Here is a 15465-nt window from a genome sequence, read left to right as displayed (position 1 = left end):
GAGATCGGCCAGGAAAGCCGGCCGCTCAAAAAATTCTATGGTGCCGGTCGCGCAAGCGAAGTCACGCAAGTGCCTCACGCCCGTTCCAGGCCATTCCCGCTCCCGCACGAAAACCGTTCCTCGCCGGCCGCCGCATGCGCTCGATGGACTTCAGCAACGTCAGATGCAGCACGTCGCGCTGCGCATGGCTGCCGCCGAGCCGGTGCGCCATCGCGGGCAGGCTGGCCAGCAGCGTGGTCGTGAGCGCATCGTTGCCGGTGCCGAAGGCCATCAAGGCGCGGCACGCGGCCAGGCCGAGTTGCCGCGTGGTCTCGCCGTGCCGCGTGGGCAACTGCTGGGCGCGCGCCAGCGACTGTTCCAGGCGTTTCGCACTGTCCCAGTCGCGCGCACCGACGAACGAGAGCATCGCATGCAGGTCGTTGAAGCTGCAGAAGCCATCGTCGATGCGCGGCACCCATGCCTGCGCGAGCCTGGCCCAGCGCGCACCGGGATCGCCACCCGCCAGCTCGACGCGCCACAGCAGCGCGGCGCCGTCGATCAGGTCGGAAAGGTCGCTGGACGGCCCTGCCCCGATGTGCTGGTCATGGAGCGCCAATGCCGCCTCGCCATCGCCGCGCGCCAGGTGGAACAGCGCCAGGTGCCACCGGCAATGCGTCGCGACCACGGTGTCCCGGCCCCATGCATCGGCATGCCGGTCCAGCCAATGCACCCCCTCGTCGGCGCGGTCGGTCATTTCGAAGACATGCGCCAGGGCATGGTGCGCACGGGCGTTCAGGGCGTTGGCATTCAGCGCGGCGTGCGCCGCTTGCTCGGCACGCTCGTACTCGCCGCACTCCCCCAGCGAAAAGGCATGCATGGCCAGCACCGCGTGATAGCCGGGCATGGAATAGGACCAGTGCGGCAGCACGGCGGCCACGCGCTCGCGCAAGCCGGCCAGGTCGCCGGTGACGTGGTCCAGCGCGTGCGCCACCTGCAGCGCCAGCACGTCGCGCGGGTGCAGCTTCAGCAAGGCGCCGAGCGCCGCCTTCGCGCCCTCGAAGTCGTCGCCCAGCACGGCGGCGATGGCGGTGAGGTGACGTTGCTCGCGCAGGCTGGAGGAGAGGCCGTCTGCCTTCACGAACACCGGCCGCGCCAGCCGCATCCGCCGCGGATCGCGGCTGCAGAGGAACTGCCATGCGCGCAGCACGTGGGCCATCACGAAGCCCGGCGCCTTGTGCAAGGCATCCTCCACCGCCGCATCGGCGCCGGCACGCCAGTTCTGGAATGAGACCAGCGCACGTTCGAAGGCGTGGAGGCCCGCGGGTGTGGCGCCGGTGATGCGGCAGCCACGTGCATCCATTGCGGCGATCATTGGGTCACCTTCGCGCCGCGCGCTGCGGGGCGAGCGCCTTCGGGCGGCCGGACGACGCTCATATCGCCACCCGCCGAAACGGAGGCGCCGCCGGCGCGATGTTGAGGTTCATCCGGAACAGGTTGTCCGGGTCGAAGCGCTGCTTGATCTCCTGCAGCCGCGCGTAGTTGACGCCGTAGCTCATGCTCACGCGTTCGACCTCGTCCTCCGTCAGGAAGTTGACGTACCCACTGCCGGTGGCATGCGGCGCGGCATCCTCGAAGGTGCGGCGGGCCCAGGCACGCACCTTGTCGTCATCCTTGCTATCGGACCAGCGGCCGTGCACGTTCATGATGTAGCGCGCATCGCGGCCGGCAAACGCGGTTGCGGTGGGCTTCACTCGCCCCATCGCCCCGCCGAGCTGGGCAATGAAGATCTCGCACTCCGGCCCGGGCAGGAATGCGACCGATGAGATCACGCCATCCAGCGCCGCATCGCTCAGGCTCGCGAAATTGTTCGACTTCCAATAGTTGCGACCACCCGCCGCCAGCAATGGGTCGAACGCAGTCTGAAAGCCGGCATAGGGCGTGGGGCCGACTTGGACACCCACCGGGTCGCCGAACTTCAGCACAGGCGCCGTCATGTGCTCGCCATCCTCCACCTTGCCGCAGTAAACCAGCGGCAGCACCACCACCTCCTTGCCATGCACCGATTCGGGCAGGAAGGGCAGCGGCGGCGCCTTGCGCAGCACGGCCCACACGCTCATTTCATCGGGCGCATCCGTAGTGAAGTCGCGCCATGCGCGCAGCACCTGGCGGGCTTGCGAGAACGGGTAGACCACGAGGCCGCCGTAGACCTCCGGCCCGACCGGATGAAGTCGGAACTCGAACGAAGTCACCACGCCGAAGTTGCCGCCACCGCCACGCAGCGCCCAGAACAGGTCGGGCTGCGACGTGGCCGAGGCCAAACGCACCGCGCCGTCGGCAGTGACCACCGTCGCGCTCAGCAGGTTGTCGATGCTCATGCCATGGCGACGCGTCAGCCAGCCGAAGCCGCCGCCCAGCGTGAGCCCCGCCACCCCGGTGGTGGAGTTGATGCCGAGCGGTGTGGCCAATCCGTGGGCCTGTGCGGCGCGGTCGAAGTCGCCGAGCAAGGCGCCGGGGCCGACGCGCGCCGTTCGCTTCACTGGATCGATCTCGATTGCGCGCATGCCCGACATGTCCAGCATCAGCCCGCCCTCCGCCACCGCGTTGCCCGCGATGTGATGGCCGCCGCCGCGCACGCTCATCAGCATGCGGTGCGCAGCCGCGAAGCGCACGCCGGCCTGGACATCGCTGTCGTTCATGCAGCGCGCGATCAACGCGGGGCGGCGATCGACGGTCGCGTTCCAGACCTTGCGTGCCTCGTCCCAGGCCCCATCTGCTGCTGTCAGCACGCCGCCGCTGACCTGCGCGGCGAAGGCTTCGACATCGTGCTGGCGTACTTGCCGGACATCCTTGTCCAGCGTAAGGTAAGTGAGAGTTTGCATGAGGTGCTCCTGTGACCAATGAGTTGAAGAACAAGCCACCGTGTTGGGTTCTCGACGGGTGCAGTCATTCTTTTGCGGCGCCCGCCTGCGCGCTTCACCGCGCGTCCACCGCACTTGATCGCGCATCCTTTGTTGTGCGTGCCCGGCGCGCCGGCTTGATCGGGCGTCCGCGCGACTTGATCGAAACGCCGCCGCGGTAAAGAACGCATGAGCCAGGACACGCTGTCCGACGTGCTGCGCGGCGTGCGCTTGCGCGGCGCGGTGTTCTTCAACGTCAGCGCGCAAAGCGACTGGGCCACCGAGGCGCCTTCGGCAAAGGAGCTCGCACCGATGCTGATGCACGGCGTCGACCACGTCATCGAGTACCACGCGGTCGCGCACGGCACTTGCTGGGCCAGCATTCCCGGCGGGCCTTCGGTGCAACTGTCCGCGGGCGACGTGGTGATGTTTCCCCACGGCGACGCGCATGTGATGTCGAGCGCGCCGGGCCTGCGCGGCAACGGCGACATGAGCTGGTTCCCCGGCCTGGAGGCTGCGGGCAACCTTCCGCTGCGCGTGGCCTACAACGGCAACGACGCCCTGCTGCCGCCTGCGGGTACGCCCAACGCGGATGCCGACGTGAACATCATCTGCGGTTTCCTCGGCCTGGACCTGCAACCCTTCAACCCGCTCATCGATTCGCTGCCGCGGATGCTGCACCTGCGCGCCAGCGAGGATGGCGCCTGGATCGCGAAGTTCACGCAGCAGGCCGTGGCCGAGTCGCATGCGCAGCGGCCCGGCGGCGAGGCGATGCTGGCACGCATGAGCGAGATGATGTTCGTCGATGCGGTGCGCCGCTATGCGGACCAACTGCCCACGCAGAGCGCCGGATGGCTGGCCGGGCTGCGCGATCGCTTCGTCGGCCGCGCGCTGGCGTTGATGCACGAGCATCCCGCGAAGGAATGGACCGTCGATGAGCTCGGCCGGCTCGCCGGCCTGTCCCGCTCTGCCCTGCATGACCGCTTCGTACAGCTTGTGGGCGTGGCGCCGATGCAATACCTCGCGCAATGGCGAATGCAGGCGGCTGCACGCCTGTTGCTGGAGACACGCGCCACCGTCGCAGCCATCGCGCTGGACGTGGGCTACGACTCCGAGGCCGCGTTCGCGCGTGCGTTCAAGCGCCTGGTCGGCAAACCGCCCGGCCTGTGGCGGCGCGAGCGGGATGCCACTGCGGAATAGTGGCACCTGCACGCCATCGCCGAAATGGAGCACGGCGCCTGGCACGCCAGCAGGTCGATCGGCGGCAGACATCGGCGCCAAGGTCGCGTCGGGGCACTGACACCGGCCGCAGACAAGCTGGCCGAATGGCTCCATCATTGGCAGCCATGCCCAATGCGTTCGACTTCACGGCCTCGCCATTCGACTGCCTGGATGTCACCGAGCAGCGGATGGTGCGCGACAGCGTCGACATCGCCTACTTCCGAGAAGGCGAGACGCTGCTGGCGCCGGGCATCGAGCCGCTGCACCTGTTCGTCGTCATCAAGGGCCACGTTTCTCAGCTGGACGGCCATGAAGCCATCGCCAGCTACGGACCCAAGGACTGCTTCGACGGCCGCGCACTGGTCGCGGGGCGGGCGAGCAGCCGATTCGTCGCCGCCGAGGAGGTGCTGGCCTACCAGCTCGCGAAGGCGACCGTCAGCGACCTGATCGCGCGCAATGCGGGCTTTGGCGCCCTGCTGTTCTCCGACCTGTCGAGCAAGCTCGGCGCGCTGTCGCAGCGCCACGGCCAGCGCGAGATGCAGGCGCTCGCGATGTCGCGCGTCGAGGACGCATTCCTGCGCCCTGCCCATGTCGTCGAGGGTGCCACCAGCCTCGTCGAGACGGCCCGGGTGATGCAGGCGAACCATTCCAGCAGCCTGCTGGTTCGCGATGGCGAGCGACTCGGCATCTTCACCAACACCGGCCTGCAGCGCGCCGTGGCCGAGGGCCGGCCGCTGGCCGACTGGCCGGTGCGCGAGCTGGCCACCTTTTCGCTGGTGAAGATCGCGCCGGGCGCCCCGCTGTTCGACGCGCTGGCCCTGATGATCCAGCACCAGGTGCACCGGCTGGTGGTGTCGGATGAGGGCCGCATCGTCGGCTTGCTGGAACAGCTCGACCTGTTGAGCTTCCTGTCGAATCATTCCTACCTGATCACCGTGCAGATCGTGCGGGCGCAGGACCTCGAAGCGCTGCGCAAAGAGGCGGAAAAGATCACGCGCTTCATCGCCCTGCTCCATCGCGGCGGCACGCGCGTCGGCCAGATCGGCAGGCTGGTGCAGGCGCTCAACGCCAAGCTGTTCGAGCGCACGTGGCAACTGGTCGCCCCGCCCGGCCTGCTGGCCGACAGTTGCCTGTTCGTCATGGGCAGCGAAGGTCGCGGCGAACAACTGCTCAAGACCGACCAGGACAACGGACTGGTCCTGCGCGATGGCACCACCGTCAGTGCCGACGTGGTGGAGGATGCCTGCGCCCGCTTCTCCGCCGCGTTGCGGGAGTTCGGCTATCCGGACTGCCCGGGCGGCATCATGGTCAGCAATCCGGCCTGGCGCCGCGGCGCGAGCGACTTCGCGGCCGTGGTGCGCCACTGGTTGCGTCAGCCCGATGCCCAGGGCCTGATGTCGCTCGCCATCTTCATCGACGCGCATGCCGTGGCCGGCGACGCGGCGCTGCTGGCCGGCGTGCGCAGCCAGGTCGATGACCTCGTCGCGTCCGATGATGCATGGCTCGCCCGCTTTGCCGCCGCGATCGATGCGTTCCCCGATGCCGGCGGCGGATGGTGGAACAGGCTGCTCCTCGGCGAGCACGACAAGCAGGTCCTCGACCTGAAGAAAGCAGGCATCTTTCCGATCGTGCACGGCGTGCGCAGCCTGGCCCTGCGCGACCATGTCCACGCCACCGGCACCGTCGCACGCCTCGATGCGCTGGTGGCCGTGGGACGCCTGCCGCAGGATCTTGCGAACGACCTGGTCGACAGCCTGCATTTCATGATGGGTCTCAAGCTGCAGGCCGGGCTGGCCGAACTCGACGCGGGCCATGCGGTCAGCGGCGCGATCTCGACCGGAAGAATGAGCAGCCTCGAGCGCGACCTGCTCAAGGATGCGCTGGCCGTCGTCAAGCGCTTCAAGGTGCTGGTGCGCCATCAGTTCCACCTGGAGACGGCATGACGCCGCGCTGGCTCGACGCGGTGCGCCGCCGCTGGATGCGCCGTCAGCTGGCGGATGCGCGCTTCGCCTTCATGTACGACGCGCCACCCAAGGACGAATGGGTCACGCTGGATTGCGAGACCACCGGCCTCGATGTGCGGCGCGACCGGATCATCTCGATCGGCGCGGTGCGCATCGTCGGCAATCGCCTGCTGACCAGCGAGCGGCTCGAACTGCTGGTGCGGCCCGAGCAGGCGTTGAAGAGCGAGAGCGTGCGCGTGCACAGGCTGCGCGAGCAGGACGTTGCACTCGGCATGGAACCGGTGCAAGCGGTGCGCCGGTTGCTCGACTTCATCGGCAGCCGTCCGCTGGTGGGCTACTACCTGGCGTTCGATGTCGCCATGCTCAACCGTGAGATCCGGCCCATGCTGGGCGTGCGCCTGCCGCAGCCGAAGATCGAGGTCTCGGCGATGTACTACGACTACAAGAGCCGGCAGTTACCCGCGCACCTGCGCGGCGGCACGATCGACCTGCGCTTCCAGACGATCATGAGCGACCTGGGCCTGCCGCAGCGCGACGCGCACGATGCGCTGAATGACGCCGTGATGGCGGGGTTGGCTTTCGTGAAATTGCGGAACATGAAGTAGTCGTCATTGCAATTCACCTTGGATGCCAAGCTCCGAATCAGAGGATGCGCATCGATCTGGCCTGGTCCGTCAATTCGCCACGAAACGCCGGGTGGGCGATGCCGATCAGTTCCAGTGCACGCTGCTTCGCCGACTTCCCACGCAACTGCGCCACGCCGTATTCGGTGACGACATGGCTGATGTCGTTCTTGCTGGTGCTGACGTGCGTGCCCGGCGACAGAACCGGGACGATGCGCGAAATGGCATCGCCCTTCGCCGTCGAAGGCAGCACGATGAAGGACTTGCCGCCGCGCGAGCGATTCGCCGCGCGTACGAAGTCGGACTGCCCGCCCGTGCCTGAATAGGGCGACAGCCCCAGGCTTTCAGAGCCGCACTGGCCCAGCAGGTCGATCTGCAAGGTCGCGTTGATGGAGACCAGGTTGTCGTTCAGCCCCGCCAGCGCCGGGTCGTTGGTGAAGTTCACCGGATGCATCTCCAGCGCCGGGTTGCGGTGCATGTACTGGTAGAGCTTGCGCGACCCGAGCGCGAAGGTCGCGACCGACTTGCCCGGCAGGTAGTTCTTGCGCCTGTTGGTGACAGCGCCACTTTCCACCAGCGAGAGGATGCCGTCGCCGATCATCTCGGTATGGATGCCGAGGTCGTGCTTGTGCGTCAACTGCATGACCACCGCATCCGGAATCCCGCCGTAGCCGATCTGCAGCGTCGAGCCATCGTCGATCCGCTCGGCCACATGCTTGCCGATCGCCTCCTGCACCGGCCCGATGACCGGCAGGCCGACCTCCAGCACCGGCTCGCTGCTCTCCACCAGTGCCGCGACCTTCGAGACATGCACGCGGCAGTCACCGAAGGCGAAGGGCACGTTGGGGTTGACCTCCAGCACCACCGCGCGGGCCTTGGCCACGCCGGCCATCGTGTAGTCGGCGCCCAGGCTCAGCGAGAAAAAGCCCTCCTCGTCCATCGGCGAGGCCATGCTGAACACCACGTCGGCCGGGATCTGCCCGCGCTCGATCATTCGCGGGATCTCGGAGAAGTAGTTGGGGATGAAGTCGATCCATCCCGCCTGTCCGCCGGCACGCGTCGCACCGCCATAGAAGAAGGCGACGTGCCGCACATGCTGCGTGGTCTCCGGGTCGATGTAAGCGTACTTGCGAACGGCCAGGATCTGGGCGACCTTCACGTCGCGGAAATCGAGCCGCTGCTCGGACAGTGCCGTCAGCAACGCCGGCGGCTCGCCGACGCCGGTGGGCACGATGATGAAATCGCCGTCGCGCACCTGTCGCACGGCCTCCGCCGCGGAAGTCCGCTTTTCCTGGTACATCGCCTCGAAAGACATGCAGTTGCTCCTTGTGGATGGCCACGGTCCTTGCCCGCGGCCGCCATGGAATATAGGGCGGCTTCTGCGGATGTCGCAGTCGTGCTTCCACGGGTTTGACTTGCACATGGCGCATTGGCCCGCAACGGCCCATACTCGCTCCGCGTGAACAAGCTCCGAAGAATCCTCCTGACGCTCGCGGTGGGTGCGGCCTGCGCCCCACGCGCCGCGCTCGCGCAACGGCCCGCATCGAAGCCGGTGCGCATCGGCTACCTGGACACCGCTTCGGCCAGCACAGCCGGCAACCGTCTGGATCGACTCCGCGCGGGCCTGCGCGACCTGGGCCAGGTGGAGGGCACGGACATCCTCATCGATGCGCGCTGGGCGGAGAGCGCCTACGACCAACTTCCCGCCCTCGCGGCCTCGTTGCTCGCGCAGAAGCCGGACCTCATCGTGGCCGCGGGGCCCGCCGCCATCCAGACAATGCGGAGAGCCACAAGCACCGTGCCCATCGTCTTCGCGGCAAGCGGCGATCCGCTGGTCTTCGGCTTCGTCCAGAGCCTGTCGCGGCCCGGCGGCAATGTGACCGGCGTGTCCAGCGTAGGTGCCGACCTCAGCGCCAAGTACCTGGGGTTCCTGCGCGAGGCCTTGCCCGGCCTCTCCACGGTCGCGGTCCTGATGAACCCGGGTCACCCAGGCCACCCCGACTACCTGCGGAGCATCCAGGCTGCGACCCCGGCGTCCGTGCGCGTGCTGCCCCTCCAGGCGGCGGATGCCGGCCAGATCGAGGCAGCCTTCGGCGCGATCCGGCAGCGCGGCGCGCAGGCGCTGATCGTGCTTGGGGACGGGCTGTTTTTCTCGCAGGCGCGCCGCATCGCCGAACTGGCCGTCCAGCAACGCCTGCCCACGCTGTTCTCGACGCGGGAGCCCGTGCAGGCCGGCGGGCTGATGAGCTACGGCCCCAACCTGGCCGAGCAGTTCTACCGGGCCGCGAGCTATGTCGACAAGATCCTGCGCGGCGCGCTTCCAGCGGATCTGCCGGTGGAGCAACCCACGACCTTCGAACTGGTCATCAACCTGAAGACCGCCAAGGCGATCGGGCTGACCCTGCGCCAACCCTTGCTGTTGCGCGCCGATGCACTCATCGAGTGATACGACTTCGCAATCAACCGCATGACTGCGTTGGATCGCCCTGCCGTGCTACAGCACTGTCTGCGGCGCTCCGCCTTGTTCTGCGATTGATTGCAAAGTCGCATGAGTCAAGTCCGCGTCAATGCGTCTTGCGCAACACCGCCACCATCTCGGCCACGATCGACGCCGCGATCTCCGCCGGCCCGATCGCACCGATGTCCAAGCCCGCGGGCCCGTGGATCCTGGCGCACTGCTCGGCCGTCACGCCCGCTTGCTCCAGCCGCGCCAGCCGCGCCGCATGCGACTTGCGGCTGCCCAGCGCGCCGATGTAGAAGACGTGGCTGCGCACCGCCTCGATGAGCGCCGGATCGTCGATCTCCGGCGCATGCGCCAGCACCACGACCGCACAGCGGCTGTCCAGATGCAGCGACCGCATCGTCGCGCCCACATCGCCCACCAGCATGTTCACGCTGGCGAATTCCGGGCCCGCGGCATGGGCGCGCGACTCGATGATGGTCACCTCGAAACCGATCAATTGCGCCGCGTCACGCAAGGCCCGGCCCGTGCGCACCGCACCCACCACGAACAGGCGCAACGGTGCGTTGAACACCTGGAACAGCACCTCGTCCCCCTCCACCAGCGCAATCGCGGTGTCGTCCATGCGCGCCCGCTTGTGGGCCTCGCTTGCCCACGCGCCCGATGCGGGCCCGTTCCCAGAGATCAGCAGGCGCCGCCCATCGGCAAGCCCGGTGCACAGCACGACGCTGTGGCCGCTGCGCATCGCGTCGAGCGTCTCGCGCAGCACACCGACCTGGCCACCGTGCCCCCCTGACCCGCCACCGATGCATTCCAGCCGGATCTCCAGTCCGCCGCCGCAAGCCATGCCGGCGGCCGAGGCCGTGGCGTCGTCCACCGACACGTTCACCATCGCGTCCTTGCCCTCCGCCAGCGCACCCAGCGCGGCCGCCACCACCAGCGTGTCGACGCTGGTGCCGAACAGGGTGCCGGCGTGCGTGCCGTTCTCGTGCACGGCCATCTGCGTGCCGGCGCGCCGCGGGGCGGTCGACCATGCCTTCACCACCGTGGCCAGCACCACGCCGGCGCCGGCTTCGTTCCACTGCAGCACATGTTCGAGCACCCCCGCTGCCAGGTCGCGCGCCTTTTCACCGTGTACATCCGTCATGCCGATTCCTTTGGTGTCACAAGGTTGTTCCAGAGCGCGGACCATTGCCACGCAAGTCCATCGAATGGACCCCCTGGAGACCTCGTATGTACCACCGCAGGCAATTCCTGAACACCCTCACGGCATCTTCCCTGGCCGCGCTGCCCGGATGGATGATGTCCACCACGACGGCGCATGCCGCCAGGGCCTATGAGGTGAGCTTCAGCGACGCCGAATGGAAGAAGCGCCTCTCGCCGCAGCAGTACGCGGTACTGCGCCGGGCCGACACCGAGCCGCCCTTCACCAGCCCGCTGAACAAGGAGCACCGCGCCGGCGTGTTTTCCTGCGCGGGTTGCCAGTTGCCGCTGTTCTCGTCCGCCACCAAGTTCGACAGCGGCACCGGCTGGCCCAGCTTCTGGAAGCCGCTCGACAACGCCGTGGTCAAGGCCGCAGACAACAGCCTCGGCATGAGCCGCGACGAGGTGCTGTGCCGGCGCTGTGGCGGGCACCTGGGCCACGTGTTCGACGATGGGCCGAAGCCGACGGGGCTGCGGTATTGCATGAACGGGTTGGCGTTGACGTTCTCGCCGGGCGCTGCGCCAGCGGCTTGAGGACTGTTTCGGGGGCTTCAGTCCGCCAGCAGGCCGGTCAACGCGCGAATCTCCGCCTTGCAGGCCTCCGCCGCAGTCGTCTCGATGTTGCGGTAGTGCTCGATCAGCCGACAACCCACGTCGGTGACCACGCTGCCGCCGCCATGCTCGCCCCCTTTGCCGGATTCGACGGCGGGCTTCTTCAAGGCACTGTTGAGTTCGTTGATCAGCAGCCAGGCGCGCCGGTACGACATGCCGATGTGCTTGGCGCCGGCCGTGAGCGAGCCGGTTTCGAGGATCGCTTCCAGCAGTTGGATCTTGCCGGGGCCGATCGCGATGATGTCGCCCGCGGTGACGCGCATGCGGAAGCGGACCTTGGGTTTCAGCGCCTGCGCTTTCGCAGGCTGTGCCGCCTTGGCAACTTTGGCGGCTTTGCTTGGAAGCGAGGTTTTCGCGGGAGCTCTGGGCATGTCGACGGCATCGTGCAATTGAATGGCTCGCAGGTTAGCGCGACATTGGCTCGGGCGCACGTGGGGTTCGCCGCATGGCGCCTGCCCAAGCTGTGCCGGTTTTCCCGGTCAGTCGGTACCGATCATCACGCTGGATGCCTTGATGACGCGTAGGCCTTGCCGCCTTCGACCAGGTTCATGCCTTCGGCCAAGGTCGAGATGGGGAGACTTTGCTGAGCAGTTGATCGGAATCGCCAATGCAAGACCCAAGCCTCAACTGCCGCCGCTGCGCGCCACGAAGACCTCGATCGCCGTCAGGTTCGACACCGACCGGCCCTGCTTCACTTCCCCAGGGACGATGAGGCGCGCCATGCCGCTCGCGCGCAGGCCCGACCCGTCGACTTCGTAGGCGATCAAGGCGCCCTTGGCGCCGAAATCCGGGTCGATCTCGCCCAGCGACACCGCCGCGCGATAGCCATCGCTGCCCGTTGCAACGACATACATCGACAGCGTCGGGTTGCTGGCGGAGGCCGACTGCCGGAGCCCCACCACGTTCAGCAAGGTCCACAGGCTGACCCCGGTATAGGTGCTGGTTCCAATCGCCTGACTGATCCTTGGCAAGGCCTGCAAGGCGGCCAGGTCGAAGGTCACCGGAGCCGTCACGGCACCAGAGACCTTGAACGATGGCGACACACCTCCGCCCACGCCCGGCGTGGTTGCAGGCGACGCGAACACTTCCAGCCCGGTCAGCTTCGAAACGTAGCGCCCGTCTTTCACATCGCCCGGCGCCGTCGCGCGCACCGGCCCTTGGCCGGCGCCCAACGGCCCCTGGAAACCGTAGGACGTCTCGCGATAGGCCACGAGGCTCGCCTTGTTGCCGAAGTCGGGACTCAGCTCACCCACTGTGAAAACCACCTGGTCGCCATCCGTGCCTGTCGCCAGGACGTAGCGGCTCAGCAGGTCGTTCTTGCGCGAAGCGTCGGCCTGGATCCCTGCATCGCCCAGGAGCGACCACAGGCTGGCCCCGATGTAGGTGTGGGTCTGCGGCGTGGTGCCACTGTCGAAGGTGACCGTCTGCGTCACCTCCGGCTTGGCGGCCAGCGTGGCCAGGCTGACAGCGGAAGGACGGTCGACCGCACCGCCGATCAACAGCACAGGCGAGATGTAGTTCTCCACGCCGGGCGGGCCACCTCCACCACCACACCCACCCAGCAGCGCCACGGCCACCGTCGCACAACCCGCCCACTTCATGTTCCGTCGCATCGCGTATCTCCCTGACTTTGTTCAACGGCCTTGGGGCAAGGCGATTGCCTTGAACCCATTTTTCGCGAGGATCGCCTGCCCTTCCGGGAAAAGGATGCGCAGCGCCAGCAGCATCGCCTCCGGCCTCGCGCCCTTGATGACGGCAAGGCCGTTTTGCGGGCCGACCTGCAGTTCCGGTGCGAAGGGCACCAGCGAGAGATCCTTGTCCAGCCTGGCGTAGCGCTCGCGGGCCGAGCGATGGACGATGGCCAGGTCGACCCTGCCGTACGTGGTCACCAGGATCTTGTCGCTGGCGGTGAAGGCAGCCGCGACTTCGGTCATCGCCTCGCGCAAGGAGCCTGCGCCGTAGAGCACCAGGCTGTCCTGTGCCCAGGCCGGTGTCGCTGACACGAACACTGTCAGAAGAACAGGCAAGAACCGTGAGATCAGCCGCCGCGTCGCGATGACCATGAAGAAGCGCCTCCTGAATATGGCTTCGGCAGAACGCCGAGCGTTGTATTCCGCGAATCATATCGCGACAGCCTCCGACGCTGCGTCTTCCGGACCCGAAGGTTGGAGCTTCCTCGAGATCCGCAGCGGTCCACTGTCCGATTTGCATCGAGGGCCATGCGCGTTGGAGGCTTTCGACGGCTCACCTGCGACTGCCGCGTCCTGTTCCGCCGAGCGGCCTCGGCACGCTGCCGGGCGCGATTGGGCATCGTGTGCTGCACGAGATCCGACGCCACGGCGGAACAGCTCGTCAACCTGCCGGACGAGCGCGTGCATCGCCTTGTGGTGGAGGCCGGGCGCGCAAGCTCGTGCCCGTCCGGCACCTGAGGGGACACGGACTCAGGGTGCCTGTCAAAACTCCGGCCCGCCACCCCGACTTCTTTCGTCACCAGATCGGTGCGCAGCGTGCCGTCCGGCCGCGTGCTGCTCAACCTTTGCGCGGCACCTTGTCCACCATCTTCGCGGCGCGCAGGAAGTCGAAGTCCACCCCCTTGTCCGCCTGCATCACCGACTGCAGGAACAGCTTGCGATAACCGCGCTCGGCGGTGGGCTCAACCACCGGCGACGCCTTGGCGCGTCGTGCCAGTTCCTCGTCCGAAACCAGCAGCGCGACCTCGCGATTTGCAACGCTCAGCCGGATGCGGTCGCCGTTCTGCACATAGGCCAGCGGCCCGCCGATTGCGGATTCCGGTGTCACGTGCAGCACGATGGTGCCGAAGGCCGTGCCGCTCATGCGCCCATCCGAGATCCGCACGATGTCTTTCACCCCCGCCCGCGCCAGCTTGCGCGGGATCGGGATGTACCCCGCCTCGGGCATGCCCGGCGCGCCCTTGGGTCCGATGTTCTTCAGCACCAGCATGTCCTGCGCGGTCACGTCGAGGTCGTCGCTATCGATGCGGGTGGCCAGGTCCTCGATATCCTCGAACACCACGGCGCGGCCTTCATGCTCCATGAGCTTGGGGTCGGCAGCCGACTGCTTGATGATCGCGCCGCCCGGCGCCAGGTTGCCGCGCAGCACGGCCATGCCGCCTTGCGCATAGATCGGATTGGCGATGGAACGCACCACGTCCTGCTTGAAGCCCGGCCCGGCACGCTCGATCTCCTCGCCGAGCGTTCGGCCCGTCACCGTCATGGCGTCGAGCTTCAACAGCGGCTTGAGTTCACGCAGCAGCGTTGCCATGCCACCGGCCGCATGGAAGTCCTCCATGTAGTGCTGGCCCGATGGCTTCAAGTCCAGCAGCACCGGCGTGTCGCGTCCCATGCGGTCGAGCGCGGCCAGGTCGATCTCCAGGCCCATGCGGCCGGCGATGGCCGTGAGGTGCACGATGCCGTTGGTCGAGCCGCCGATCGCCAGCAGCACCCGCATCGCGTTCTCGAAGGCGGCCGGCGTCAGCACCTTGTCGATGGTGAGCCGGTCGCGAGCCATCTGCACGGCCTGGGCGCCGGTCTGCTCGGCAATGCGGATGCGATCGGCGGTCACGGCCGGGGGCGATGCGCCGCCCGTCATCGTCATGCCCAGTGCCTCGGCGATGCAGGCCATCGTGCTGGCCGTGCCCATCACGGAGCAGGTGCCGACGCTCGCGACCAGCTGGTTGTTGACGTCGACGGTCTCTTCCACGTCGATCTCGTCGGCGCGGTAGCGGGCCCAGTAGCGTCGGCAGTCGGTACACGCGCCCACGCGCTCGCCGCGATGGCTGCCGGTCAGCATCGAGCCGGTGATGAGCTGGATCGACGGGATGCCGGCCGAGGCCGCGCCCATGAGTTGCGCGGGCACGGTCTTGTCGCAGCCGCCGATCAGCACCACCGCGTCCATCGGTTGCGCGCGCACCAGTTCCTCGGTGTCCATGGACATCAGGTTGCGCAGGAACATGCTGGTCGGCGCGGCAAAGCTCTCGTGGATGCTGATGGTCGGGAAGTCCATCGGCAGGCCGCCGGCGAGCATCACGCCACGCTTGACCGCCTCGATGAGCTGCGGCGCGTTGCCGTGGCAAGGGTTGTAGGCACTGCCGGTGTTGGTAATGCCGACGACGGGCCGGTCCAGCGCAGCATCGGTGAAGCCTGCCCCCTTGATGAAGGCCTTGCGCAGGAAGAGCGAGAAGCCCTGGTCGCCATAGCTGGTGAGGCCCTTGCGCATGCCGGAGTTGTCGGGCGGGTCGGTGGGTTCGAAGGGGGATGGGGGCATCGTGATCTTTCGGGGTCTTATCGTGCTTTCGAACTGGAAACGCACGACCGGATTCTCGACCACAACTCGGCGGACGGGGTTCCAGGACAAGGCCCCCGCAAACGCCCACGACACGACTGCGCGCTGCTCGTTTCTGCGAGCCTGCGGCAGCGCCTTGCAGCAATTCAGCACCTCGCCGTTCCACCAATGCTTCCCGGGGCTTCCCGAGCCCCGGAATGCCC

Annotated in this window: 13 protein-coding genes; 5 read left to right on the top strand and 8 right to left on the bottom strand. The window is 67.5% G+C overall.

Annotated elements, in window-relative coordinates; genetic code table 11:
- Positions 1 to 61: 61 nt before the first annotated feature.
- Together WKW82_RS16715 and WKW82_RS16710 are read right to left on the bottom strand one after the other, a co-directional pair.
- Complete coding sequence (locus WKW82_RS16715) at positions 62 to 1351, bottom strand: tetratricopeptide repeat protein (RefSeq protein ID WP_340343431.1); 1290 nt, start codon at positions 1349 to 1351, stop codon at positions 62 to 64.
- 58 nt (positions 1352 to 1409) lie between these two features.
- Positions 1410 to 2858 carry an FAD-binding oxidoreductase gene (locus tag WKW82_RS16710; protein WP_340343430.1) on the bottom strand — a complete coding sequence of 483 codons (1449 nt, stop codon included), beginning with the start codon at positions 2856 to 2858 and terminating at the stop codon, positions 1410 to 1412.
- A 207-nt stretch (positions 2859 to 3065) separates the two neighbouring features.
- On the opposite strand from WKW82_RS16710, the gene WKW82_RS16705 reads away from it, so the two are divergent.
- From WKW82_RS16705 to WKW82_RS16695, 3 genes are all read left to right on the top strand, one after another.
- Positions 3066 to 4076 (top strand): AraC family transcriptional regulator, encoded by a 1011-nt coding sequence (locus WKW82_RS16705; protein ID WP_340343429.1) that lies wholly within the window; start codon positions 3066 to 3068, stop codon positions 4074 to 4076.
- A 146-nt stretch (positions 4077 to 4222) separates the two neighbouring features.
- Positions 4223 to 6040 (top strand): DUF294 nucleotidyltransferase-like domain-containing protein, encoded by a 1818-nt coding sequence (locus WKW82_RS16700; RefSeq protein ID WP_340343603.1) that lies wholly within the window; start codon positions 4223 to 4225, stop codon positions 6038 to 6040.
- On the top strand, positions 6037 to 6666 hold the full coding sequence (locus WKW82_RS16695; RefSeq protein WP_340343428.1) for a 3'-5' exonuclease: 630 nt from the start codon (positions 6037 to 6039) through the stop codon (positions 6664 to 6666). Before WKW82_RS16700 ends, WKW82_RS16695 begins: the two co-directional genes overlap by 4 nt.
- 37 nt (positions 6667 to 6703) lie before the next feature.
- On the opposite strand, the gene WKW82_RS16690 is transcribed toward WKW82_RS16695, so the two are convergent.
- Positions 6704 to 7999: an acetyl-CoA hydrolase/transferase family protein gene (locus WKW82_RS16690; RefSeq protein WP_340343427.1), complete on the bottom strand. Its 1296-nt coding sequence runs from the start codon at positions 7997 to 7999 to the stop codon at positions 6704 to 6706.
- Positions 8000 to 8143: 144 nt separating this feature from the next.
- Here WKW82_RS16690 and WKW82_RS16685 point away from each other — a divergent pair, with 144 nt between their 5' ends.
- A complete protein-coding gene (locus tag WKW82_RS16685; RefSeq protein WP_340343426.1) occupies positions 8144 to 9130 on the top strand; it encodes an ABC transporter substrate-binding protein in 987 nt (328 codons plus the stop codon).
- Between the two features lie 118 nt (positions 9131 to 9248).
- Here the strand turns inward: WKW82_RS16685 and WKW82_RS16680 are convergent, their stop codons facing one another.
- Positions 9249 to 10292 carry an XdhC family protein gene (locus WKW82_RS16680; protein WP_340343425.1) on the bottom strand — a complete coding sequence of 348 codons (1044 nt, stop codon included), beginning with the start codon at positions 10290 to 10292 and terminating at the stop codon, positions 9249 to 9251.
- 86 nt (positions 10293 to 10378) lie between these two features.
- On the opposite strand from WKW82_RS16680, the gene msrB reads away from it, so the two are divergent.
- Positions 10379 to 10882, top strand: a complete 504-nt coding sequence (gene msrB / locus WKW82_RS16675; RefSeq protein ID WP_340343424.1) for a peptide-methionine (R)-S-oxide reductase MsrB — start codon at positions 10379 to 10381, stop codon at positions 10880 to 10882.
- Between the two features lie 17 nt (positions 10883 to 10899).
- On the opposite strand, the gene WKW82_RS16670 is transcribed toward msrB, so the two are convergent.
- The 4 genes from WKW82_RS16670 to WKW82_RS16655 all read right to left on the bottom strand — a co-directional run bounded on the left by WKW82_RS16670 (position 10900) and on the right by WKW82_RS16655 (position 15244).
- Complete coding sequence (locus WKW82_RS16670; RefSeq protein ID WP_340343423.1) at positions 10900 to 11223, bottom strand: winged helix-turn-helix domain-containing protein; 324 nt, start codon at positions 11221 to 11223, stop codon at positions 10900 to 10902.
- A 360-nt stretch (positions 11224 to 11583) separates the two neighbouring features.
- Positions 11584 to 12573, bottom strand: coding sequence for a molybdopterin-dependent oxidoreductase (locus tag WKW82_RS16665; protein ID WP_340343422.1), 990 nt, complete (start codon positions 12571 to 12573; stop codon positions 11584 to 11586).
- A 21-nt stretch (positions 12574 to 12594) separates the two neighbouring features.
- Positions 12595 to 12963 (bottom strand): type 2 periplasmic-binding domain-containing protein, encoded by a 369-nt coding sequence (locus WKW82_RS16660; RefSeq protein ID WP_340343421.1) that lies wholly within the window; start codon positions 12961 to 12963, stop codon positions 12595 to 12597.
- Positions 12964 to 13489: 526 nt separating this feature from the next.
- Positions 13490 to 15244, bottom strand: a complete 1755-nt coding sequence (locus tag WKW82_RS16655) for an IlvD/Edd family dehydratase (protein ID WP_340343420.1) — start codon at positions 15242 to 15244, stop codon at positions 13490 to 13492.
- Positions 15245 to 15465: the final 221 nt, after the last annotated feature.

This window comes from Variovorax rhizosphaerae (genome assembly GCF_037889975.1).
Lineage (GTDB): Bacteria > Pseudomonadota > Gammaproteobacteria > Burkholderiales > Burkholderiaceae_C > Variovorax > Variovorax rhizosphaerae.
The sequence above is the reverse complement of the archived record's forward strand: the minus strand, read 5'-3'. Positions and strand labels throughout refer to the sequence as shown.